The organism is Nocardia sp. 852002-51101_SCH5132738 (genome assembly GCF_001665695.1).
GTDB lineage: Bacteria > Actinomycetota > Actinomycetes > Mycobacteriales > Mycobacteriaceae > Nocardia > Nocardia nova.
On the sequence record NZ_LZML01000189.1, the window covers coordinates 23,141 to 44,389 of the forward strand.

Consider the following 21,249-nt stretch of genomic DNA (forward strand, 5'->3'; position numbering starts at 1 on the left):
AGGCGGAAATCGCGCCGAATCAACGAGGTTTGCACGATTTGTTCACCCGGCGATCAGTCCAGCCGGAAGTCCGCGAAATCGAATCCGGGCGCGACCACGCAGCTCACCAGCACATATTCGTCGCCGGCCGGACGTGCGGCCTGGCTGACACCGGCGGGCACTACGGCCTGCAGGAGTTGTCCCCGTTCGACGTCGGGGCCGAGAATCACTTCGTCGCCGCCGATGTTCAGCAGCAGCGGACCACCGCGCTGCCACAGCCAGATCTCGTCCGAGCGCACCGTATGCGGCGCGGAACGTTCGTGCGGCAACAGCAGAAAGTGGATGGCGGTGGCGGACGCACGCGGCCCGTCGTAGCCCTCGGGCTCGAATTCGACCGGGCTGCGGTAGGTTTCGCGGAACCAGCCGCCTTCGGGATGCGGTTGCAGATCCAGCGCCTCGGCCAGCGCGGGTCGTTCGGACATCGTCGCCTCCTGCACAGTCGTCGTCCCCCCGGATTGTGCGCGGCTACGGCCGACGCCGCGAACTCGGCGGCATGGCGCCGGCTCGCTGCCGCGGATCGGCGCAGACGTTCCGGCGGTGGGTCATCGCGCGTCGCGCCCCACGCTGTAGGCCATCGCGACGTGAGTGAACAGAGTGGTGCGCTGTTCTCGGACGGCGGGGTCGTCCGGTTCGAGCAGGCACTGCTGCGAGGTTCCGTCGTGCACCGCGACCACCGCGCGGCCGAGGCCCTCGCGGTCGGTGACGGTGCGTCCGGCGTGGTTCAGCAGCGCCTCCAGGACCGGCAGCAGGGCCGCCACGATGGCGCTCTCCCGCGCGACCATCACCCGCCGCAGCGGCGGATTGCGCAGGGCGTGGGCGGTGAATTCGGCGGTGATGCGAAACCACTTGTCGTCCAGCGGAACCGCCCGCAGCACCTGCTCCACACCGGCGCGCAGATCCTGGACGTCGGCGCCGGTCTCCGACTCGAGCACTCCCGTCAGCTCGCGCAGCATCTCGGCCGAGCGCAGCTCCCACATCGCCAGGAACAGCTCTTCCAGCGAGCTGAAGTTGGAGTAGAACGCACCCCGGGTGAACCCGGCGCGCTCACAGATCTGCTCGACCGTGCAACGACCGAACCCCTCTTCGGCGAAAGCGTCGAAGGCGGCGTCGAGTAACCGCTGCCGAGTTTCGGCCCGCCGCTTGGTCATTCGCGGTTCGCGCGTCGCTACGCCCCTCGGTGCGGCGACATCACCGACGGAAGCGGCCCCTCCCGGCGTTCCCGATTCGGCCGATGCGTCGCGGCGGCGTTGCGATGTCCGGCCGCGCCCGGCCTCGGACGAATTCCGCGCACCGACCGACGTCACGAACGCTTCCTCTCCATGGACACGTGGATACACGAGTGTATCAACCTGTCTGTTCCCGGTCGCCGATCGAAACGACCCGGTCGATCCGCCCGGCCGCACGAACGACCGCGGGCCGCGAACGTCGGAGCGTTCGCGGCCCGCTGAGCCGATTCCGTGCTGCCGTCAGCTGAGGTTGGTGCCCGACCAGCCGAAATTGAAGGTGTGTCCCTTCGAGCTGCACTGCACGGCACCGCGTCCACCGGCACTGCAGGTGGCGCCGCCGTAGTTGATGACGCCGCCGTAGTCGTAGCCGTCGGACGCGGGCCCCGAGTCGATGGAGCGGCTGCCGGCGCGTCCGAGCGGGCCGGTCAGACCGAAGGTCGGATGCGCCGGGAGGAACGGCAGATCGATGGCGACGTTGTTGATGGGAATTCCGAACAGGTAGGCGATTCCGGGGCTGATATCACAGCCCACATCACCGTTCGGGTGCATCGAGCAATTGGCGTATCCGGCACTGAAATACACCGTGTCGCCCACCAGGTAATCCGCCGGATTCTGCACGGTGGGCCCGTTCGCGGCGACGAACGGCTGCGCACCGGCCACCGCCCCACCGGCCATCGAAATCGCGACGGCGGCAACGGATCCACCGATCAACGCCCGCATGTTCACAGCAACTCCTCTATTTGTCCGAACGATTACCCGAGAACAGAATTGCTTGCCGCGCAATGGTACAGCGCGTCCCAGACCCATAATTCGGATCGGTTCGGACCGCACGCGCGTTAACGGCGGAACACGAGAACGGGCCGCGAACGACTCACGTTCGCGGCCCGTCGATCTCGATACGCTCAGGCGGAGGCGGTCTGTTCCCGCTGCAATTCCAGCGCGATGTCGATCAACTGGTCCTCCTGGCCGCCGACCAGCTTGCGCTTACCGGCGCGCACCAGCATTTCGGCCGCCGAGACGCCGTAACGCTCGGCTTGACGCTCGGCGTGCTTGAGGAAGCTCGAGTACACCCCGGCGTAGCCCATCATCAGGGCCTGGCGGTCCAGCAGGCATTCCTGCGGCATCGCCGGGCGCACGACATCCTCGGCGGCGTCGGCGATCGCGAAGAAGTCGATACCGGTCTTGATGCCGATCTTGTCGGCGACGCCGACGAACGCCTCGACCGGGGTGTTGCCCGCACCGGCGCCGAAACGCCGCGCGCTGCCGTCGATCTGCTTGGCGCCGGCCTTCACCGCGTAGATCGAGTTGGCGACGGCGAGGTCGAGGTTCTCGTGGCCGTGGAAGCCGACCTGGGCGTCGTCACCGAGTTCGGCGGCGACCGCGGCGATGCGGTCGGACACCTGGTCCAGCACCAGCGCACCGGCGGAGTCCACGACGTAGACGCACTGACATCCCGCGTCGGCCATGATGCGCGCCTGCTTCGCGAGCACCTCCGGCGGCTGCGAATGCGACATCATCAGGAAGCCGACGGTTTCCATGCCGAGGTCGCGGGCGTAGCCGAAGTGCTGGATCGAGACGTCGGCCTCGGTGCAGTGGGTGGCGATGCGGACGATGGACGCGCCGTTGTCCTGGGAGATCTTGATGTCCTCCTTGACGCCCACGCCGGGCAGCATGAGAACCGCGATCTTGGCCTGCTTCGCGGTCTGCGCCGCGATCGTGATCAATTCCTGCTCAGGGGTTTTGGAGAACCCGTAGTTGAACGAAGAACCACCCAGGCCGTCACCGTGGGTCACCTCGATCACCGGCACGCCCGCGGCGTCGACGGCCGCGACGATATCGCGCACCTCGGTGGCGGTGAACTGGTGACGCTTGTGATGGGAACCGTCGCGCAGCGAGGTGTCGGTGACGCGGACGTCGAGTTCCTGGGAGAACGGCTGCAATACGTAGTTCATGATCTGGTCCCTCCTAGACCCGAGCCGTGAGGATCTGTTCGGCCATGACCTCGCCCACCCGGGTGGCGGCGGCGGTCATGATGTCGAGGTTGCCGGCGTAGGGCGGCAGGAAGTCGCCCGCGCCCTCGACCTCCACGAAGACCGAAACCTTCGCCATCCCACCGGAAATCACGCTCGGCTCGTCGAACTGCGGTTCGTTGAGCAGGCGGTAGCCGGGCACGTACTCCTGGATGTCGGCGACCATCTTGTGGATGGATTCGCTGATCGCATCGGTGTCGGCATCCTCGGGAATGGCGGCGAAGATGGTGTCGCGCATGATCATCGGCGGCTCGGCCGGGTTGAGGATGATGATCGCCTTACCGCGCTTCGCACCACCGATGGTCTCCACACCCTTGCTGGTGGTCTTGGTGAACTCGTCGATATTGGCGCGAGTACCCGGACCCGCCGAGACCGAGGACACCGAGGCGACGATCTCGGCATAGGGCACCTCGACCACGCGCGAGACGGCCGCGACGATCGGAATCGTCGCCTGCCCACCGCAGGTGATCATGTTGACGTTCGGGGTGTCGATATTCGCGCCCAGGTTCACCGGCGGCACGACCGCCGGGCCGACCGCGGCGGGGGTCAGATCCACCGCGCGGATACCGGCCGCCTCGTATTTCGGCGCGTATTCGCGGTGTACGTAGGCCGAGGTGGCCTCGAAGAGCATGTCCGGCTTCTCCGGCAGCGCGAGCAGCCAGTCGGCGCCCTCGTGCGAGGTCTCCAGACCCAGCCCGCGGGCGCGCTTCAGCCCCTCACTGTCCGGATCGATACCGATCATCCAGCGCGGCTCGATCCGCTCCGACCGCAGCAGCTTGTACAGCAGATCGGTGCTGATGTTGCCGGAGCCGACGATCGCGGCTGTCACCTTCCCGTTGTCAGTCACTTGATCTCCCTCAGCTGAATGTCAAACGGACGGAACCGAGTCCAGCGAACTCGGCATGGAAGTCGTCACCCGGGCGGGCGTCGATGGCGCGGGTGCAGGAACCCGGCAGCACGATGTCACCGGCCTTCAACCGCACCCCGAACGAGGCGACCTTGCGGGCCAGCCACGCCACCGCGATGGTCGGATCGTCGAGCACCGCGTCGCTGCGGCCCTGCGCGACGACCTCGCCGTTGCGGGTCAGCGTCGCGTCGATCGCCTTGATGTCCAAGGTATCCGGGGCCACCCGCTCCGGACCGAGCACCCAGCCGGCCGAGGAGGCGTTGTCGGCGATGGTGTCGCACAACGCGATATTCCAGTTCTTGATGCGGGTGTCGATCAGCTCGATCGCGGGGGCGTAGGCCACCGTCGCGGCCAGCACGTCGGCCTCGGTGCACTCCTCGCCGGGCAGATCCGCGCCCAGCACGAAGCCGACCTCGACCTCGACGCGCGGGAACAGGTACTTCGACGTGTCGACCGGAACATCCTCGAACACCTGCATATCGGCGAGCAGATGGCCGTAGTCGGGTTCGTCGACGCCCATCATCTCCTGCATGGCCTTCGAGGAGAGCCCGACCTTGTGGCCGACCACCTTCGCGCCGTCGGCCAGCCGCTGCCGGATGTTGATGAGCTGAATCTCGTAGGCGTCGACCACATCGATCGCCGCATACCGCGTGACCAGCGGATCGATCGGCACCCGGTCTCGTTCGGCGACCGCGAGCTCCGCGGCCAGTTCATTCCGTACCGCGTCGGACAGCACGCTTGTTCCTTCCATTGGGGCGCTCGGTCTGGTGACCAGCCGGTGAGCGGGATACAAACTGAAACGAGTTTTCCTGCATTTTCTCGTGTCAGCAGTCCCATCTGCCAGACCAATATAGACCGAACCTGATCCGATTCTATAACGTGTTCTACATGACTGATCGGGAATACGACGTGGTGGTGGTCGGCAGCGGCGCCGCCGGGATGACCGCCGCCCTCGCCGCCGCGCACCACGGCCTGCGTGCGGTGCTCATCGAGAAGGCCGCACACTACGGCGGTTCGACCGCGCGTAGCGGTGGCGGTGTGTGGATCCCCGGCAACAAGGCGCTCCAGGCGTCCGGCCGGCCCGATGACCGGGAGGAGGCCCGCCGCTACCTGCACAGCATCATCGGTGACGTGGTGCCGAAGGAGAAGATCGACACCTACATCGATCGCGGCGCGGAGGCCTTCGACTTCGTTCTCGATCACAGCCCGCTCCGGATGACCTGGGTCCCCGGCTACTCCGACTACCACCCCGAGGCCCCGGGTGGCCTGGGCTCCGGCCGCTCCTGCGAGCCGAAGCCGTTCGACCTGAAGGTGCTCGGCGCCGAGGCGGCCAAGCTGGAACCGCCGTATGCGAAGGCCCCGCTGAACGTCGTGGTCATGCAGACCGACTTCGTCCGACTGAACCTGATCCGCCGCCACCCGAAGGGCATGATGCGGGCCATGCGCGTCGGCGCCCGCACCTACCTGGCGAAATTCACCGGCAAGCACATCGTCGGCATGGGCCAGGCGATCATCGCCGCGATGCGCAAGGGCCTGATGGACGCGAATGTCCCGGTGCTGCTCGACACCCCGCTGACCAAGCTGATCACCGACGGCGACCGGGTCGTGGGTGTCGAGGCGACCGTCGACGGCGAGCCGACGATCTTCAAGGCCCGCTACGGCGTGGTGCTGGGCACCGGTGGTTTCGAGCACAACGCCGAGATGCGCGAGCAGTACCAGCGCAAGCCCATCACCACCGAGTGGACCACGGGCGCCGCGGCCAACACCGGTGACGGCATCCGGGCCGGTATGGAGGTCGGCGGCGACATCGGATTCATGGAGGACGCCTGGTGGGGGCCGACCATCTTCAAGGGCGGCAAGCCGTGGTTCGCGCTGGCCGAGCGCAATCTGCCCGGCGCGATCATGGTGAACGCCGACGGTAAGCGATTCGGTAATGAGTCCGCTCCTTACGTCGAGGCCGTGCACACCATGTACGGCGGCAAATGGGGTCAGGGTGACGGTCCGGGCGAGAACATCCCGGCCTGGCTGGTATTCGACCAGCGCTACCGCAACCGCTACATCTTCGCCGGGCTGCAGCCGGGCCAGCGCTTTCCGTCCCGCTGGATGGAAAACGACAACATCGTCAAGGCCGACACCCTCGAGGAGCTGGCCCAGCGTCTCGGCGTGCCGGCGGACAATCTCGCCGCCACCGTCGCCCGCTTCAACGCCTTCGCGGAAAAGGGCGTGGACGAGGACTTCGGGCGCGGCAAGAGCCACTACGACCGCTACTACGGCGATCCGACGGTGAAGCCGAACCCGTGCCTGGCGGCCCTCGTGCAGGGCCCGTTCTACGCCGCCAAGATCGTGCCCGGCGACCTGGGCACCAAGGGCGGCCTGGTCACCGACACCGCGGCGCGCGTGCTGCGGGCGGACGGCAGCGTGATCGAGGGCCTCTACGCCGCCGGCAACTCCTCGACCCCGGTCATGGGCCACACCTACGCCGGTCCCGGCGCGACCATCGGACCCGCGCTGACCTTCGGTTATCTGGCGGTCATGGATATCGTCGAGAAGGCGCGCGAGGAGAAGGCCCCCACCGGCGCGGCGAGCAAGTAGAACCGTTCAGTGGGACATCCCCTACCGTGCGCCCGGCCCGGCCGAGACGAATGGAGCCGGGCGCACCGGGGACGCCCTCGGTCGCCGCGGGTGCGATCGCGACGTGGCGGAGTAAGGAAACATCATGCCGATTGACTTGAAAACCGCTCTGGGAGCGGACCTTCCGGCCCAGGAGTTCTCCTGGACGCCGTCGGATGTGCAGCTGTACCACCTGGGCCTGAGCGCCGGTACCCGCTGGACCGATCCGGGTGAACTGCGATATCTCGACGATCGGGAGCCGCAGGTGCTGCCGACCTTCGCGACCGTCGCACCGACGATGCGGGTCACCGAACCGCCGAAGGTGAGCTATCCCGGCGTGGAGATCGACCTGGCCAAGGTCGTGCACGGCAGCCAGGAAATCGTTGTGCACCGGCCGATTCCGGCCGAGGGCAAGGCCAGCAGCACCGGGCGGGTCACCGAGGTGTGGGACAAGGGGTCGGCGGCGGTGATCGCACACGAGACGGTGATCACCGGATCCGACGGGCAGCCGCTGTGGACGGCGCGTTCCTCGATCTTCGCCAAGGGCGAGGGCGGTTTCGGTGGTGAGCGCGGCCCGAGCACCAAGGCCGAACTGCCCGATCGGACCCCGGATTTCGAGGTGCTCACTCCGACACTGCCGCAGCAGGCGCTGCTGTACCGCATGTGCGGTGACCGCAACCCACTGCATTCGGATCCCGAATTCGCCCGCGCCGCAGGCTTTCCCAATCCGATCCTGCACGGCCTGTGCACCTACGGTCTGGTGTGCAAGACCGCGACCGACACCGTGCTGGACTCGGACGCGAGCCGGGTCACCGGCTTCCGGGCGCGGTTCGCGGGCGTGCTGTATCCGGGCGAGACGATCCGGTCGCGGATCTGGCGCGAGGGTGACGAACTCGTCATCGGCGCCACCGCGGTCGAACGCGAGGACGCCCCCGTGCTGAGTGATGTGCGGTTGAGTTTCTCGGCCTGACACCGGCTACCCGCCGCCGAACGAGAAACCGCCCGACCGGCAGTGCCGGTCGGGCGGTTTCGTCCTATCCCGGTTCGCTGATGTTCCGGGCGGTGCCTGTCGGCGTCAGTCCGGGAAGCCGGTGGCGAACAGGCCGGCGATCGCGACGGAACAGATGACAGCGATGATCGGGATAATCCACATGCCATCAGACTACAAGGTGTAGTAGAAAACCACGACATCGCGTAGTAGGGCAAACACCCTGGTTGTGGGGTATATCACGCTCGTTCGACTACGTCGGTTCCGCCGAATCCGGGGCATCCTCGCGCACTGTCAGGCCCTGCACGATCGCGGCGTACAGGACGATGACCAGCACGGGCGCGGCCAGCGGCAGCCAGGCCAGCCGTCCCGGAATCAGCGTTGCGAGCACCGCCGCGGCGGCGAATCCGAGCGCGCCGATCACCGAGGGCAGTGTGGTGGGAACCACACCCGCCGGGGCGTGCAACGTGGCGGTGTTGAGCAGATAGGTGGTGGCGACCAGACCCGTCCCGGCGGCGGCCAGTGCCCCGGTATCGGCCCACGCCAGCGCACCGAGCGCGATCAGCACCGCCACCACCGCGACCGATCGGAACCACCAGCCCGCGACCACCGTCACGAACACCGGAATCGCGGCCCACGGCAGCACGATGCCCACCGCGGTGGCCAGCAGCAGCCCGGACAGCACGGCCAGAAATCTCGTCATCGCTTCACCCGCACCATTCGCCGATGTTCGGGCAGCAGGCGCATCGCCTGGTCGAGGCGAGCCCCCTCGGGCCAGGGCACGATATCCACACCGACCGTGCCCATGTCGCGATACATCGCGGTGCGTTCCAACTGCCACATCCGGGCCAGCGTCGGATCCAGGCCGTCCTTGAACGGCGTGCCGCGCAGCACGTCGACCACCACCACGGCATGTCCGCGTTTGCGCAGGTCGATCAGCGCCAGCGCGAATTCGGTGTCGAGCAGGGTCGAGAACGCGACCACGACCGCGCCGATCGGTACCGCCGAATGCGGGGCCAGCGTGCCGACATTGGGAATGTGCTCGTCGCCCACGCCGAGCACCGTGTCGATGATGCGATAGAACTGGCGGCGTCCGATATCGGGCCGCAGCCAGCGCGGCGCGCGGCCCAGGCACACCACGGCGGTACGGTCGCCCGCCTGCAGCGCGGTCTGCGCGACCTGTGCGGCGCCGCGCACCGTCAGCTCCATCGAATCCGAGGCCGGACCCGGCGCCTGCAGCGAGGTGTCCACCAGCACAACGACATCCGCGGCGCGATTGGTGAGCCGTTGGGTGACGTACAACCGGCCGCGACGCGCACTCACCGGCCAGTTGACGATGCGCAATTCGTCACCGGGAGCGTAGGCGCGAATATCGGCGTATTCCACGCCCGGACCGTGCCGGCGGGTCAGATGGGTACCGATCCGTTCCGGAAGTTCGGTGCGCGGCAGGCGCATTCGCTGTGGGTCCGCGATCGGATATACGTAGACCTCGCCGGCCGCGACACTCGCCGCGGCCTGGGCCAGACCGGCCGGGCTCAATGCCGTCAGCCGCACCGTCACCGGATAGCGGCCCCAGCGCTGCGTGGACAGCGCCAACCGCAGGCCCGCCGGAGCCGGTCCGGAATCGGACGACTCCTCCACGCGCACCTCGAGTCCGTTCGCCTCCTCGGGGCGACAGCGCAGCAGCGCATGCCCCTGTTCGACGAAGGCGGCGACCGCGAGTTCGACCTCCTCGGATTCGAAGCAGCGCAGCACTCCCCCGCCGTCGATCTGAATCCTGGTGCGCGACAACTGAATCGGCGCGGTGGCCAGCACACCCAGCATCGGCGCCGCGAACACCGCCAGCTGCCAGCGCTCCAGCATGATCGCCGGCACCAGCGCGACCGCGGCGGCGACCGCCAGCATGTACACCAGTGGCGCGGGCCGCCAGCGCAGATCGACCTCGCTCGCCGAGGTGGTATCGCGATGTCTCATGTCACCGTCGCGCGCGGTACGGGCAGGCGGCGCAGCAATTCGGAGATGACGTCCTCGCCGCGGATCCGGCGCACCCACATCTCCGGGCGCAGCGTGATCCGGTGCGCCATGGCCGGAACCGCCAGCGCCTTCACATCCTCGGGGATCACGTAGTCGCGCCCCAGCAGCAGCGCCCGGGCCCGCGCCATCTGCACCAGATCCAGTTCGGCGCGGGGGCTCGCACCGACCTCGACCTGCGGATGACCGCGGGTGGCGGCGGCCAGGGCGACCACATACGTCACCACATCCGGGTGGACGGTGACGAATTCGACCGCCTGGCGCATCTCCACCAGACCTTGCGCGTCCACCACCTGGCCCACCTGCGGGGTGACCGCGCCGCGTTCGAGCCGGCGGCGGATCATCTGGGTCTCGTCCTTCTCCGACAGATATCCCAGCCGTAACTGCATGGCGAATCGGTCCAACTGGGCCTCGGGCAGCGGATAGGTGCCCTCGTACTCGATCGGGTTGTCGGTGGCCAGCACGATGAAAGGCTGTGGCAGCGGGAAGGTTTCGCCGTCGATACTCACCTGCCCCTCGGCCATCGCCTCCAGCAGTGCGGCCTGCGTCTTGGGCGGTGTGCGGTTGATCTCGTCGGCGAGCAGCATGTTGGTGAACACGGGCCCGCGGCGGAAATTGAACCGCCCCGAGGCCATGTCGTAGATGGTCGAACCGATGAGGTCCGCGGGCAGTAGATCCGGGGTGAACTGCACGCGCGTGAAGTCCAACCCCAATGCGGTGGCGAAAGATCGGGCGATGAGCGTCTTACCCAAGCCCGGTAGGTCCTCGATCAGGACGTGGCCGCCCGATAGCACCGCGACCATGATCAGCTGCAGCTCATCGCGCTTGCCGACCACGACGCGGGCGATCTCCCGCAGCACCGCATCGGTGCGTTTGATGGTCACATCCAAAGGTGTCGTCATATCCGATCTCGCACTAGTTCCAACCCATTTCACATGTTCTGCAAGCGGCTCACATGCTCTGCAAGCGACGTAGAATCTCGTCCAGTGCGGCCCGGCCCGGCGCGCGCGAGGTCTGATCACGCGGCGACGAATTGGCCGGATCCACCCAGCGCCACAGTTCCGGACCGAACTGCAGCCGTCCGGCGGCCTCGGTGGCCTTGCGGTTCTTCGCGATCCGATGCCCGCTGGACAGTTCGAACTCCTTGGCCAGCAGCGGGCGCAGATAGCGATCCCAATCGGCCCGGGTGCCGTCGGCACGGGTCGCGAGCATCTGCGCCCGCGCGTGCCAGCGACTCAGCATTTCGGCCGGGCCGTTCTCGAAGTCGTGGTCGTCGAGGTCGCGGGCCTGGGCCCGAGAACGCTCGACCAGCGACCACAGCAGTAGTGCCAGGGCCCCGAGTACCGGCACCCCGACCAGAATCGGCAACATCTCGCGCTGGTTGCTCAGGCCGACCAGCTCGATCAGCGCGATCATCAGCACCGCGCCGACCACGATCGTCATCCGGGTCACAGCCGCGCCCCCTGCAGATCCGCCAGCACGATGCGCAGCAGTTGTTCGGCGCGCATGCGCTGCCATTCCAGGATCGAATGCGGGCTGAACCGGGCCTCCTCGAACAGCGTCACGAGTTCGCGGGCCGAGGCGTCGTGCAGGACACCCCGATCGAAGGCCCGGGCCAGCACCTCCGAGGGGGTATCGGAGATCAGTGGCGCCACCTCGCGAGCCTGCGCCAGACCGCTTTCCATCGCGACGTAGCAGGCGATGATCGCGGCGCGCGCGTCCTTGCCCGAGGCCATCATCGCGGCCAGGCCCATCTCGGCGACCTGCGCCAGCGAGACCGGCGCATCGGCGGCCACGGGTGGGGGCAGCAGCGCCGGCGCGCCCCGGCGGTCCCGAGCGCCGAAGGCCACCACGCCGAGACCGAGGATCGCGACCGCCACCAGCACCGCGGCGCATGCGCCGACGAACAGCAGAGCGTGACCGCTCAGCTCCGGGCTGCCGGAGAACGGCTGGGTGGTCGGCGGCGCGGTGGTTTCGGGCTGCTGTGCGGTGGCGGGCGGATTCGATCGCGGCGCGGCGGCTTCCTCGCGCCCGCCGGCGAGCAGATACACCGCCCAGACGATCGCGGTCAGCACGGCCGCGACCGCGGTGCCGATGAGGACCACGATCCCGAACCGGCCCAACCGGAACGGCTGCCGCTTACGGTCACGGTCGACCTCGGCCATCGCCAGCGGCAGGTGGTGCTGGCTGGTCAGTACCCCGGCCAGCAGGATCACCACCGACACCAGCGACAGCACCGGCATGAGTGCCACCGTCACCGCCGAGGGCGGAGACGGTGCATGCGGACCGCCGGTACCCGGCAGGTATCCGCGCAGCGCGAAGACGACGCACGCCATCAGTGCGATCAGCCCGATCGCGCGTGGTATCGCCGTTCTCACCCCGGCCACGGGCCTCTCCCAGAAAACATCCGAACTGCACAAACAGGCACATCGTTACATGCCGAACGGTCCGTGAGGAGGGAAATCGTGACACCGGACGGTGACCGATCCGGTCTATGCCCCTAGCCGCCAGTTGACAGCCGAAGAAACTGTGACCGCGCACAGCATTCGGGCTCGTCGACGGCACGTCCGTCCAAACGAACGCACTTCACTTCGGTGGACGCCGACGGGTGCTCGGTCACCGCGCTCCGCGACTCGGCCGACTCGACGACGCTCGCCGGGCGAGCGCCGGGCAACCGGCCCAGCCGGCTCGCGGTGCGGTCCAGATCCGGGGCGGCGGCGACGTCGCGGATCAACTCCGGCAGCGGAACCTCGGCGTAGAGGGTGAGTGCCAGATCGGCGTCGTAGAGCACGTCGACGAGGTTGACGAACCGCGTCACCGCGTCGACCGGTACCCGCCGCAGCGGCGGCACCGCGCACAGGACCCAGCGCCGGTAGGTGTGGGTGAGGGTCAGGAAGTCGATGGCCGACAAGGGCGTCGCGCAGATCTCGTCGAAGTCGACCACCAGCAGGTCCGCCTCCACGGTTCGTGCTCGGAGCAGCAGGTGCGCGATCGGCACCTCGGCCGGCCGGTCGGCGCCGGACCGGCGCCCGCGCACATAGCGCCCGCTCGCGAATCCGGTCCGCGGATGGTCCCCGCGGGCACGGTAGTCCTGCGGGCCGTCGACCGCGAGCACGGCCAGATGCGCACGCAGCAGGGCGATGGCAGGTTCGAATTTCGCGTGCGTCAGCGGATTGGGCAGCAGCTCCTCGGGCGGATAGTTCGAGGTCGCCACCAGCACGATGCGGCGCGCGAACAGGGCCTCGAGCAGGCGGGTGATCAGCATGGCGTCGCCGACGTCGTGCACGTGGAATTCGTCGAAACAGATCAGTTCGGTGTCGCCGAGTACTGCGTCCAGCGCGGCCGGCAGCGCGCCGGATTCGGCGATCGCCGTATGAAGCCGGGCGAAGAACTGGTGAAAGTGGAAGCGGCACTTACGTGTCGAATCCACCCGATCGAAGAACTCGTCCATGAGCATCGTCTTGCCGCGCCCGGGACGACCGTGCAGATAGACCCCGCGCGGGACCGGCCGCGGGAACGACCACCGGCGCCGGCCCCATCGCCGGGCCACCGTGGCCAGTGCCGCCGCGGCTGTGCGCTGAGCGTCATCGAGAACCAGTCCGTCCACGGTCTCCACCCTCCTGAGAGCTCTACATCCGTAGAGCGCCTCTACACTTGTAGAGGATGATCCCGTGGGAAACGAGAGAAGGTGACGATGTCCACACGTCCAGCGGGTGAGGTAGGTGCGACGGACCGGCGCGGACTCATCGTCGGCACGGCGATCGACCTGATCGCCCGCCAGGGGCTGCGGGCGCTGACTCATCGGGCGCTCGATACCGAGGCCGGCTTGCCGGCCGGGTCTACCTCGTACTACTTCCGCACCAAGCGCGCACTGATCGAGGCGATCGTCGACGCGATCACCGAGCGCTCGCGCACCGATTTCCGCGCCGCCGACCTACCGGCCTCCGGCCCGGACGACATCGCCGCCGCGGTCGCCGCGTGGCTGGACAACCTCCTGGCGCAACGCCGTAACCATCTGATCGCCCGCCACATGCTGATCACCGACCTGCTCGGCGACCCCGACCTGCATCCCCGCCTGGTCGCGAGCCTGTTCTCCCATCGGCACGCCCGTGAGCTGTTCCGCGCGCTGGGCGCCACCGACCCCGACACGGCCGCGTCCGATTACATCGCCGTCATCGAAGGCTTGGTCTTCGACCGATTCGCCGGTGCGCGAACAGGTTTGGCGGCCGGAACAGCGCGGAGTGTCGAACAGCTGGCCCGCCCGCTGCGGGCCCACTTGCGCGTGGGGTCCGGATAACCGCGATGAGCCATCGGTCGATCCGCATCGGGGTTGCCCCACGGGCGCCCGGATCAGGCCGCGGTCAGTACCAGTCCGGAGGTCGGCACACCGGTGCCGGCGGTGACGACGATGTTCTCCACGCCCTCGACCTGGTTCACCGAGCTGCCGCGGATCTGGCGCACTCCCTCGGCGATGCCGTTCATCCCGTGGATGTAGGCCTCGCCCAACTGGCCGCCGTGGGTGTTGAGCGGCAGCCGGCCGCCGATTTCGATCGCCCCGTCGGCCACGAAATCCTTGGCCTCGCCGCGACCGCAGAAGCCCAGCTCCTCGAGCTGCATCAGCACGAACGGAGTGAAGTGGTCGTAGAGAATGGCCGCCTGCATATCCTCCGGCCGCAGTTCGCTCTGCGCCCACAGCTGGTCGCCCACCAGGCCCATTTCCGGCAGGCCGGTCAGGGCGTCGCGGTAGTAGCTGGTCATCACGTACTGGTCCGCACCCGACCCCTGGGCCGCACCGGCGATCAGCGCGGGCTTGTTCGGCAGGTCCCGGGCGCGCTCGGCACTGGTGACCACGATGGCCACCCCGCCGTCGGTCTCCTGGCAGCAATCCAGCAGATGCAACGGTTCGGCGATCCAGCGCGAGGCCTGGTGGTCGTCGAGCGTGATCGGCTTGCCGTAGAAATGCGCCGCCGGATTCACCGCCGCGTGCTTGCGGTCGGCGACCGCCACCCGGCCGAAATCCGCACTGCTCGCGCCGTATACGTGCATATAGCGCCGGGCCACCATGGCGACCTGCGCGGCCGGCGTGCCCAGGCCGTGGGTGTAGGAGAATGCGTTGTCCACACCCGACGAGCTGGGATTGCCGGTCGCCAGATGAGTGGCGAACTGCCCGAAGCGATTTCCGGACCGCTCGTTGAACGCGCGGTAGGCCACCACGACATCCGCGACTCCGGTGGCGACCGCCATGGCGGCCTGCTGCACGGTCGCCGCCGCCGCGCCGCCGCCGAACGGGATGTTGCTGAAGAACTTCAGGCTCGGGATACCGGTGGCCCGCGCGACCGCGGCCTGGGTGTTGGTATCCATGGTGAAGGTCGTCAGGCCGTCCACATCGGCGGGCGTCAGGCCGGCGTCGGCGAGCGCGGCGGTGACGGCCTCGGCCGCCAGGCGCAGCTCGCTGCGGCCGGAGTCCTTGGAGAAATCGGTGGCGCCGATGCCGACGATGGCGGCGCGGCGGCTCAGACCCGTCACTGGCGTGCCTCCTGCAGGGAGATAACGGCTTTCGCCGTGATGTGGTCGCCGAGGCTGTCCTTGCCGACCACGTCGATGGTGATGTCCGCGCCGTCCACGGCCGCCACGGTTCCATTGAGCGTCAGGGTGTCGCCCGCGTACAGCGGCACCCCCAGGCGCAGGGCGATGGATTTCACCACCGCCCCCGGCCCCGCCCAATCGGTGACGAAACGCTGCACCAGACCGGTGTCGGTGAGGATGTTGACGAAAATGTCCTTGGACCCGCGCTCCACGGCCTTGTCGCGGTCGTGGTGCACGTCCTGGAAGTCGCGGGTGGCCAGGGCGGTGGAGACCACGAACGTCGGGTCGGCGTGAATCACCAACTCGGGCAGAGTGGTTCCGACCTGCACGGCGGTCGGCTGAATCGTGGATGTCATCGCACGGCCTTCCAGTAGGGCACGGTGTTGTCGTCGTCGAGCTGCTGGAAGCCCACTTCGACGGGCAGGCCCACCTCGACCTCGGCGGGGTCGATGCCGCGCAGCTCACCGAGCATGCGCACGCCCTCCTCGAGTTCGACCAGAGCGACGACGTACGGCACCTGACGGCCGGGCACCTTCGGCGCGTGGTGCACCACGAAACTGAAGACGGTGCCGCGACCGGAGGCCACCACGTAGTCGGACTGTTCGGTGTGGTCCTTCCACAGCGCCGGAACCGGCGGATGCTGCAACGATCCGTCCGGGCGCTGCTGGATCCGCAGCTCACCGAGTTTTGTTCCGGCCCAGAAGAATTCGGTGTCCTTGGACACGGTGGGCCGGACCCGCTTCGCCAGATCCTCCGCCGACTCCTCGCCGGGTTCGGTAGCGGCCGGCTTCGCCGTGCCGGGTGCGAACTTCAACATCCGGAACAACATCTCGGTGACGGGTTCGTCGTCGACGTACCAGGTCAGCAGATAGGTCGCGAACCAGCCCTCGCCGAGGCCGGTTCGCTTGGGCCCCACCAGTTCTCGCAGTCTGGTCCGCGCCACCGGACGCTCGCCGGGGCGCAGGTAGCGGTGGTAGGTCTGCTCACAGTTGGTCGCCACCACCGAGGTGTAACCGGCGGCGTCGAGCAGATCGTTGACCGCGTTCATCGGGTCGTCGGCGGGCCGTGAGCCGTGCAGACCGGGCATGGTCCACACCTGGGCCATGGCCGGCGGTGCGACGATGCCGGGATGTCCGGCGGCGCGGGCGGCCTCGTCGTCGACGTAGATCGGGTTGGCGTCGCCCAGCGCCTCGACCCAGTTGTTGATCATCGGCTGGTTCACCGGGTCGCGGCCGAGGCGCGGAGCGGACTCGCCCAGCTGCTGGATCTTCTCGCCGGCGGCGCGGATCTCTTCCGCCGTCATGGTTTCCGACACGCGAAAACTCCTATCTCGGTACGCGGGGCAGGCGCAGGCCCATCTGCGCGATCAGTTCGCGCATGACCTCGTTGACGCCGCCACCGAAGGTCACGACCAGGTTCTGCTTGGTGCGTTTGTCCAGCCAGGTCAGTAGTTCCGCGGTGACCGGATCGGCCGGATCGCCGAAGCGCCCCACGATCTCCTCCGCCAGCCGGCCCGCCTCCTGCAGCGCCTCCGTGGAGTACACCTTGGTCGCCGAGGCGTCGGCGATCACATCCCGCTGGTCGGAATCGGGGCGCTCCATATTCGAGGCGACCTGCCAGTTCAGCAGTTCGTTGACCCGCACCATGGCGTGCAGGCGGCCCAGCGCGCGCCGCACCTCGGGCTCCTCCAGGACACCCTGGCGCCGCGACCAGTCACGTACCCGCTCGTAGAGCTGCTCGATCTTGCCGGACGGTCCCAGGCTGACCCGCTCGTGATTGAGCTGGGTGGTGATGAGCTTCCAGCCGCCGTTCTCCTCCCCGACCAGCATTTCCGCCGGCACGCGGACGTTGTCGAAGTAGGTGGCGTTGGTGTGATGCGCGCCGTCGGCGGTGATGATCGGCGTCCACGAGTAGCCGGGATCGGTGGTGTCCATGATCAGGATCGAGATGCCCTTGTGCCGGGACTCGACCGAACCCGTGCGCACCGCGAGCCAGATGAAATCCGCCTCGTGCGCTCCGGTGGTGAACACCTTCTGCCCGTTGACGATCCAGTCGCCGTCGGCGTCGCGCACCGCCGAGGTCCGCAGCGCGGCCAGGTCGGTGCCGGCGTCCGGCTCGGAATATCCGATGGCGAAATGGATGTCGCCGGTGAGGATTCCGGGCAAGAACTTGCGCTTCTGCTCGTCGGTACCGAACGACTGCAGCGCCGGGCCGACGGTCAGCAGCGTCACCAGCGGCACCGGCACATCGGCGCGGACCGCCTCGTTGTAGAAGATCTGCTGTTCCAGCGGGCCGAAGCCCTGGCCGCCGTACTCCTTCGGCCAGCCCACGCCCAGCCACCCGTCGCGGCCCATCCGCTTGACCACCGCGCGGTAGGCGTCGCCGTGGCGGTTCACCGCCATCTCGGCCTCCTCCTCGGGAGTGACGAGATCGGCGAAGTAGGCGCGTAATTCGTCGCGCAGCTTGTGCTGTTCAGCGGTCAGATCGATGTACATCTGGCTCCCAACCGGTCCAGCCGGAACGACGCACCGCCGAGCCAGCGGGCGATGTCCTTGGCTTGTGAGTAGTAGCGGTGCAGCGGGTGAGTCACATCGACGCCGATGCCGCCGTGCAGGTGATGGCACCGCTGCATGGCCGCCGGCAGCTCGGAGGCCACGCAGAACGCCAGCACATCGAGGTCGTCATCGACACGTTCCAGGTGCTTGTCACCACTGTAGTTCTCGCCGCCGAAGGTTTGCGCCAGCGACCAGTTCGCGGATGTCGCGGCCACCTGCAAGGCGCGCGAGACCACGTAGACGTCGGCGATTTCCTGTGCGACAGCCTGGAATTCGGCCAGCGGGCGGCCGAACTGCTGCCGGGTCCGCAGGTGTTCCGAGGTCAGCGCCAGCACGCCTTTGAGCAAACCGTCGGCGACCGCCCCGAGGGTGGCCAGGGCGATGCGGTGCAGGTCCTCCAGTGGGATATCCAGCAGTTGCGCCGCCGGAATCACCGTGTCGTCGAAGGCCACCGAGAATTCCGGCGCGCCCGTGGAACTCGGGCTCTCGGTGCGGGTGATGCCGTTCGCGTCACCGTCGACGACCGCGATACCGCGATCGGTCGGCACCAGAATCCACTGTGCCTGTTCCGCGTACGGCACCGCGATCTTGCGGCCGGTGATCCGCACCGAATCGCCGTCGGCCACCGCCTTCGTCTGCGGTTCGGCGACGAACGGGGCGCCCGGTTCGTGCAGTGCCGCGGTCAGGATCGCGCCCTTGGCGACGGCGGGAAAGACCTTGGCCGCCAAGTCGTCTCCGACATGGCCGACCAGCGGCAGTACGCCGAACCCGAGGGTCGACAGTGCCGGCACCGCCACCGCGTCGGTCGCGAGTTCGGTCAGCAGGGTCGAGACCTCGAGCAGTCCCATCCCGTCGCCGCCGTGCTGTTCCGGCAGCGGCAGCGCCAGCAGCCCGCTGTCGACCAGCGCGGGCCACAACGCGAGATCACGCGCGCTGTCGTGTTCGAGCAGGCTCACGACGACTTCGGCGACCGCGTCCTGACTCTCGTCTCTGGTGAAGTCCAATTCTTTTGCTCCCTGTCGGATGTGGGCTGCTCTGGTGGCCACTGCCCTGCGGTATCAGCCCTTCGATTCGCGCGGCAGCCCGAGAATCCGCTCACCGGCGACGGTCAGCAGGATCTGTTCGGTGCCGCCGGCGATCGACAGACAGCGAGTGAGCAGGAATTCCTTCACCACGTCGGTATCCAGCGCACCGGCCGTGCCGGACAGTTCGACCGCGAATTCGGCCACTGCCTGCCGGTGCCGGACGCCGACCAGTTTGCGGACGCTGCTCTCCGCCGCGGGGTCACCGCCGGACAGCAATTTCGCGGCCGCACGCGCCTCCAGCAACGTGCCGGCCACCGAATCGGCGACCAGCGCGCCCAGGCGATCGGCGACCACCTCGGCACCCGGGCCCGCGGTGGGAGCTGCGGCGATCAGGGCCTCGAGCTCGTCGCCGATTCCCTTGCCGCCCATGGCCACTCGCTCCGCCGAGAGCGTGGACCGGGCGATCCGCCAGCCGTTGCCGAGCTCTCCCACCAGGCAGTCGTCGGGGACGAACACGTCGTCGAGGAAGACCTCGTTGAAGCGCGCCTCCCCGGTGATCTCCACCAGCGGCCGGATCTCGAGCCCCGCACTCTTCATGTCGACCAGGAAGTAGCTGATGCCCTTGTGCTTCGGCGCGGCGGAATCGGTGCGCGCCAGACAGATTCCCCACGTGGCACGGTCGGCGAGCGAGGTCCACACCTTCTGGCCGCGCAGCTTCCAGCCGCCCTCGACCCGCTCGGCGACGGTGCGCAGCGCCGCGAGATCGGAGCCGGCGCCCGGCTCCGAGAACAGCTGGCACCAGATGACCTCACCGGTCAGCGTGGGCAGCGCGTAGCGCTCGATCTGCTCGGGCGTACCCCACTGCAGCAGGGTCGGAATCGCCCAGTTGGCGATCGCCAGATCCGGCAGCTCGATTCCGGCCTTACGGATCTGATCCTCGATGAGACTGCGCTGAATCGGGTCGGCGTCGCGACCGTAGGGAGCCGGCCAGTGGCAGGCCAGTAGTCCCGCCTCGGCCAGTGCGCTGCGCTGCTCTCCGGCGGGCAGCGCGGCGATACGGGCCAGGTCGGCGGCCAGCACGGTCCCCTCGGCCGTGTCCAGACCCGCTGCCTCCCATGCCGATCCGCCTTCGGCGTCACCGAGGTCGACAGAGACGTTGCGCCGCACTCCGGCATGCGTCAGCTTCGCCACCTCGGCCCGCCAGTGTGCCGAGCCGCCCAGCAACGCCCGCAGCGCGGTCGCGCGCCGCAGGTACAGGTGCGCGTCGTGCTCCCAGGTGAAGCCGATACCGCCCAGCACCTGGATGCAGTCCTTGGCGTTCTCCACGGCGGCGTCCAGCGCGATCGCCATCGCGACGGCGGCGGCCAGTCGCAGTTCGCCACCACCCGCGTCGGTAGCTCCCGCGGCGGTCGCCGGATCGGCCGCTGCCGCCGCGTCCGCCGCCACGGCGCGGGTCTGTTCGGTGCGGCACAGCATCCAGGCGCAGATGTGCTTGATCGCCTGGAATTCGCCGATCTTGCGGCCGAACTGCTCCCGGACGTTGGCGTAGTCGACCGCCGTCTCCAGGCACCAGCCCGCGATCCCCGCGGCCTCGGCCGCGATCAGCGCGGCCACGAGATCGCCCACCGCGTAGGGCGGTTCGAAGATGTGCCCGGCCGGCACCGCGACGCCTGCGCAGACCACACGGGCCAGCGGAGTGCTGGGGTCCAGGGGCTCGAGCGCCTCGACCGTCACGCCCGGCGTGCCCGCCGGCAGCAGGCACCACAGCTCGCGGTCGCCGGAGCGTACCGCCAGCAACAGCGCGGTCTGCTCGTCGGCGCCGAGCACGGTCTCCCAGGTGCCGGTCACTTCCAGCGCGTCGGTTGCGTTGTGCGACAGCACAACAGGCTCGCCCAGGGCGATACCGCAGGGCGTATCCTCGTCGAGGGTGTCGCCGGCAACGAGGCCGGCCAGCGCGGTAGCCGTCACCGGTCCGCCCACGAGATCATGCGCCGCCTGCTCGATCAGCACGGCCAGATCGCTCACGCAGCCGCCCGCGCCGCCGGCCTCCTCGGGGACCGCGACGCGGAAGATGCCGAGGCCCACCAGGCCCGGCCAGAATTCACGCCAGTACCCCGGCGCGCCACTGCGCATTGTTGCAATCGGGTGCACCGCTGCGGCCCATCCGCGCATCGACTCCTGGACGGCTTTATGCTCGTCAGTGGTGGCGATGGTCACACTCCATACCGCCTTTCCGGCGTGACTCCCACACC

At 68.4% G+C, this 21,249-nt stretch carries 21 protein-coding genes; 3 read left to right on the forward strand and 18 right to left on the reverse strand.

Annotated features, from left to right (window positions below; all coding sequences use genetic code 11):
* Positions 1-53 precede the first annotated feature (53 nt).
* The 6 genes from A5789_RS29440 to A5789_RS29465 form a co-directional block, all read right to left on the reverse strand.
* Complete coding sequence (locus tag A5789_RS29440; protein ID WP_063026290.1) at positions 54-461, reverse strand: cupin domain-containing protein; 408 nt, start codon at positions 459-461, stop codon at positions 54-56.
* Positions 462-581: 120 nt separating this feature from the next.
* Positions 582-1,187: a TetR/AcrR family transcriptional regulator gene (locus tag A5789_RS29445; RefSeq protein ID WP_063010068.1), complete on the reverse strand. Its 606-nt coding sequence runs from the start codon at positions 1,185-1,187 to the stop codon at positions 582-584.
* Positions 1,188-1,505: 318 nt separating this feature from the next.
* Positions 1,506-1,991, reverse strand: coding sequence for a hypothetical protein (locus tag A5789_RS29450; RefSeq protein WP_063010070.1), 486 nt, complete (start codon positions 1,989-1,991; stop codon positions 1,506-1,508).
* A gap of 176 nt (positions 1,992-2,167) precedes the next feature.
* Positions 2,168-3,217, reverse strand: coding sequence for a 4-hydroxy-2-oxovalerate aldolase (gene dmpG / locus A5789_RS29455; protein WP_062994502.1), 1,050 nt, complete (start codon positions 3,215-3,217; stop codon positions 2,168-2,170).
* 13 nt (positions 3,218-3,230) lie between these two features.
* Positions 3,231-4,142: an acetaldehyde dehydrogenase (acetylating) gene (locus A5789_RS29460; RefSeq protein ID WP_030517291.1), complete on the reverse strand. Its 912-nt coding sequence runs from the start codon at positions 4,140-4,142 to the stop codon at positions 3,231-3,233.
* 10 nt (positions 4,143-4,152) lie between these two features.
* Positions 4,153-4,938 carry a 2-keto-4-pentenoate hydratase gene (locus A5789_RS29465; RefSeq protein WP_063010072.1) on the reverse strand — a complete coding sequence of 262 codons (786 nt, stop codon included), beginning with the start codon at positions 4,936-4,938 and terminating at the stop codon, positions 4,153-4,155.
* Positions 4,939-5,090: 152 nt separating this feature from the next.
* Here A5789_RS29465 and kstD point away from each other — a divergent pair, with 152 nt between their 5' ends.
* Both kstD and A5789_RS29475 read left to right on the forward strand, forming a co-directional pair.
* Entirely contained in the window at positions 5,091-6,794 is a 1,704-nt protein-coding gene (gene kstD / locus A5789_RS29470; protein ID WP_082856678.1) for a 3-oxosteroid 1-dehydrogenase, read from the forward strand.
* A 124-nt stretch (positions 6,795-6,918) separates the two neighbouring features.
* Entirely contained in the window at positions 6,919-7,782 is an 864-nt protein-coding gene (locus A5789_RS29475) for a MaoC family dehydratase (RefSeq protein ID WP_064906836.1), read from the forward strand.
* Between the two features lie 271 nt (positions 7,783-8,053).
* Here A5789_RS29475 and A5789_RS29480 read toward each other — a convergent pair whose 3' ends face one another.
* From A5789_RS29480 to zapE, 6 genes are all read right to left on the reverse strand, one after another.
* Positions 8,054-8,503, reverse strand: a complete 450-nt coding sequence (locus A5789_RS29480; RefSeq protein WP_064906835.1) for a hypothetical protein — start codon at positions 8,501-8,503, stop codon at positions 8,054-8,056.
* Complete coding sequence (locus A5789_RS29485; RefSeq protein ID WP_063010078.1) at positions 8,500-9,774, reverse strand: DUF58 domain-containing protein; 1,275 nt, start codon at positions 9,772-9,774, stop codon at positions 8,500-8,502. The genes A5789_RS29480 and A5789_RS29485 overlap by 4 nt, the downstream gene beginning before the upstream one ends.
* Complete coding sequence (locus tag A5789_RS29490) at positions 9,771-10,733, reverse strand: MoxR family ATPase (RefSeq protein ID WP_030517297.1); 963 nt, start codon at positions 10,731-10,733, stop codon at positions 9,771-9,773. The genes A5789_RS29485 and A5789_RS29490 overlap by 4 nt, the downstream gene beginning before the upstream one ends.
* A 49-nt stretch (positions 10,734-10,782) precedes the next feature.
* On the reverse strand, positions 10,783-11,274 hold the full coding sequence (locus A5789_RS29495; RefSeq protein WP_063010206.1) for a hypothetical protein: 492 nt from the start codon (positions 11,272-11,274) through the stop codon (positions 10,783-10,785).
* A gap of 5 nt (positions 11,275-11,279) precedes the next feature.
* Positions 11,280-12,218 (reverse strand): DUF4129 domain-containing protein, encoded by a 939-nt coding sequence (locus tag A5789_RS29500; RefSeq protein ID WP_227463120.1) that lies wholly within the window; start codon positions 12,216-12,218, stop codon positions 11,280-11,282.
* Between the two features lie 113 nt (positions 12,219-12,331).
* The gene (gene zapE / locus A5789_RS29505) at positions 12,332-13,438 is read right to left on the reverse strand and encodes a cell division protein ZapE (protein WP_227463119.1); all 1,107 of its coding nucleotides are present in this window, start codon (positions 13,436-13,438) and stop codon (positions 12,332-12,334) included.
* An 87-nt stretch (positions 13,439-13,525) separates the two neighbouring features.
* Here zapE and A5789_RS29510 point away from each other — a divergent pair, with 87 nt between their 5' ends.
* A complete protein-coding gene (locus tag A5789_RS29510; RefSeq protein ID WP_064906833.1) occupies positions 13,526-14,128 on the forward strand; it encodes a TetR/AcrR family transcriptional regulator in 603 nt (200 codons plus the stop codon).
* A gap of 53 nt (positions 14,129-14,181) precedes the next feature.
* On the opposite strand, the gene A5789_RS29515 is transcribed toward A5789_RS29510, so the two are convergent.
* The 6 genes from A5789_RS29515 to A5789_RS29540 are packed head-to-tail and all read right to left on the reverse strand — an operon-like array spanning position 14,182 to position 21,214.
* Entirely contained in the window at positions 14,182-15,357 is a 1,176-nt protein-coding gene (locus A5789_RS29515) for a lipid-transfer protein (protein WP_064906832.1), read from the reverse strand.
* Positions 15,354-15,773, reverse strand: a complete 420-nt coding sequence (locus tag A5789_RS29520; RefSeq protein WP_030517303.1) for a MaoC family dehydratase — start codon at positions 15,771-15,773, stop codon at positions 15,354-15,356. The genes A5789_RS29515 and A5789_RS29520 overlap by 4 nt, the downstream gene beginning before the upstream one ends.
* Complete coding sequence (locus tag A5789_RS29525) at positions 15,770-16,720, reverse strand: bifunctional MaoC family dehydratase N-terminal/OB-fold nucleic acid binding domain-containing protein (protein ID WP_082941055.1); 951 nt, start codon at positions 16,718-16,720, stop codon at positions 15,770-15,772. The genes A5789_RS29520 and A5789_RS29525 overlap by 4 nt, the downstream gene beginning before the upstream one ends.
* Positions 16,721-16,742: 22 nt before the next feature.
* Positions 16,743-17,912: an acyl-CoA dehydrogenase family protein gene (locus tag A5789_RS29530; RefSeq protein ID WP_063010086.1), complete on the reverse strand. Its 1,170-nt coding sequence runs from the start codon at positions 17,910-17,912 to the stop codon at positions 16,743-16,745.
* Entirely contained in the window at positions 17,897-18,976 is a 1,080-nt protein-coding gene (locus tag A5789_RS29535; protein ID WP_063010088.1) for an acyl-CoA dehydrogenase family protein, read from the reverse strand. Before A5789_RS29535 ends, A5789_RS29530 begins: the two co-directional genes overlap by 16 nt.
* A gap of 54 nt (positions 18,977-19,030) precedes the next feature.
* Positions 19,031-21,214 (reverse strand): acyl-CoA dehydrogenase, encoded by a 2,184-nt coding sequence (locus A5789_RS29540; RefSeq protein WP_064906830.1) that lies wholly within the window; start codon positions 21,212-21,214, stop codon positions 19,031-19,033.
* Between the last annotated feature and the right edge of the window lie 35 nt (positions 21,215-21,249).

Excerpts from the sequence above, each read along its gene's own strand:
- A5789_RS29445 (WP_063010068.1), bottom strand. The coding sequence starts at position 1,187 with ATGACCAAGCGGCGGGCCGAAACTCGGCAGCGGTTACTCGACGCCGCC.
- A5789_RS29495 (WP_063010206.1), bottom strand. The coding sequence starts at position 11,274 with ATGACGATCGTGGTCGGCGCGGTGCTGATGATCGCGCTGATCGAGCTG.
- A5789_RS29480 (WP_064906835.1), bottom strand. The coding sequence starts at position 8,503 with ATGACGAGATTTCTGGCCGTGCTGTCCGGGCTGCTGCTGGCCACCGCG.
- A5789_RS29510 (WP_064906833.1), top strand. The coding sequence starts at position 13,526 with ATGTCCACACGTCCAGCGGGTGAGGTAGGTGCGACGGACCGGCGCGGA.
- kstD (WP_082856678.1), top strand. The coding sequence starts at position 5,091 with ATGACTGATCGGGAATACGACGTGGTGGTGGTCGGCAGCGGCGCCGCC.
- A5789_RS29475 (WP_064906836.1), top strand. The coding sequence starts at position 6,919 with ATGCCGATTGACTTGAAAACCGCTCTGGGAGCGGACCTTCCGGCCCAG.
- A5789_RS29530 (WP_063010086.1), bottom strand. The coding sequence starts at position 17,912 with ATGTACATCGATCTGACCGCTGAACAGCACAAGCTGCGCGACGAATTA.
- A5789_RS29490 (WP_030517297.1), bottom strand. The coding sequence starts at position 10,733 with ATGACGACACCTTTGGATGTGACCATCAAACGCACCGATGCGGTGCTG.
- dmpG (WP_062994502.1), bottom strand. The coding sequence starts at position 3,217 with ATGAACTACGTATTGCAGCCGTTCTCCCAGGAACTCGACGTCCGCGTC.
- A5789_RS29525 (WP_082941055.1), bottom strand. The coding sequence starts at position 16,720 with ATGACGGCGGAAGAGATCCGCGCCGCCGGCGAGAAGATCCAGCAGCTG.
- A5789_RS29520 (WP_030517303.1), bottom strand. The coding sequence starts at position 15,773 with ATGACATCCACGATTCAGCCGACCGCCGTGCAGGTCGGAACCACTCTG.
- A5789_RS29485 (WP_063010078.1), bottom strand. The coding sequence starts at position 9,774 with ATGAGACATCGCGATACCACCTCGGCGAGCGAGGTCGATCTGCGCTGG.
- A5789_RS29440 (WP_063026290.1), bottom strand. The coding sequence starts at position 461 with ATGTCCGAACGACCCGCGCTGGCCGAGGCGCTGGATCTGCAACCGCAT.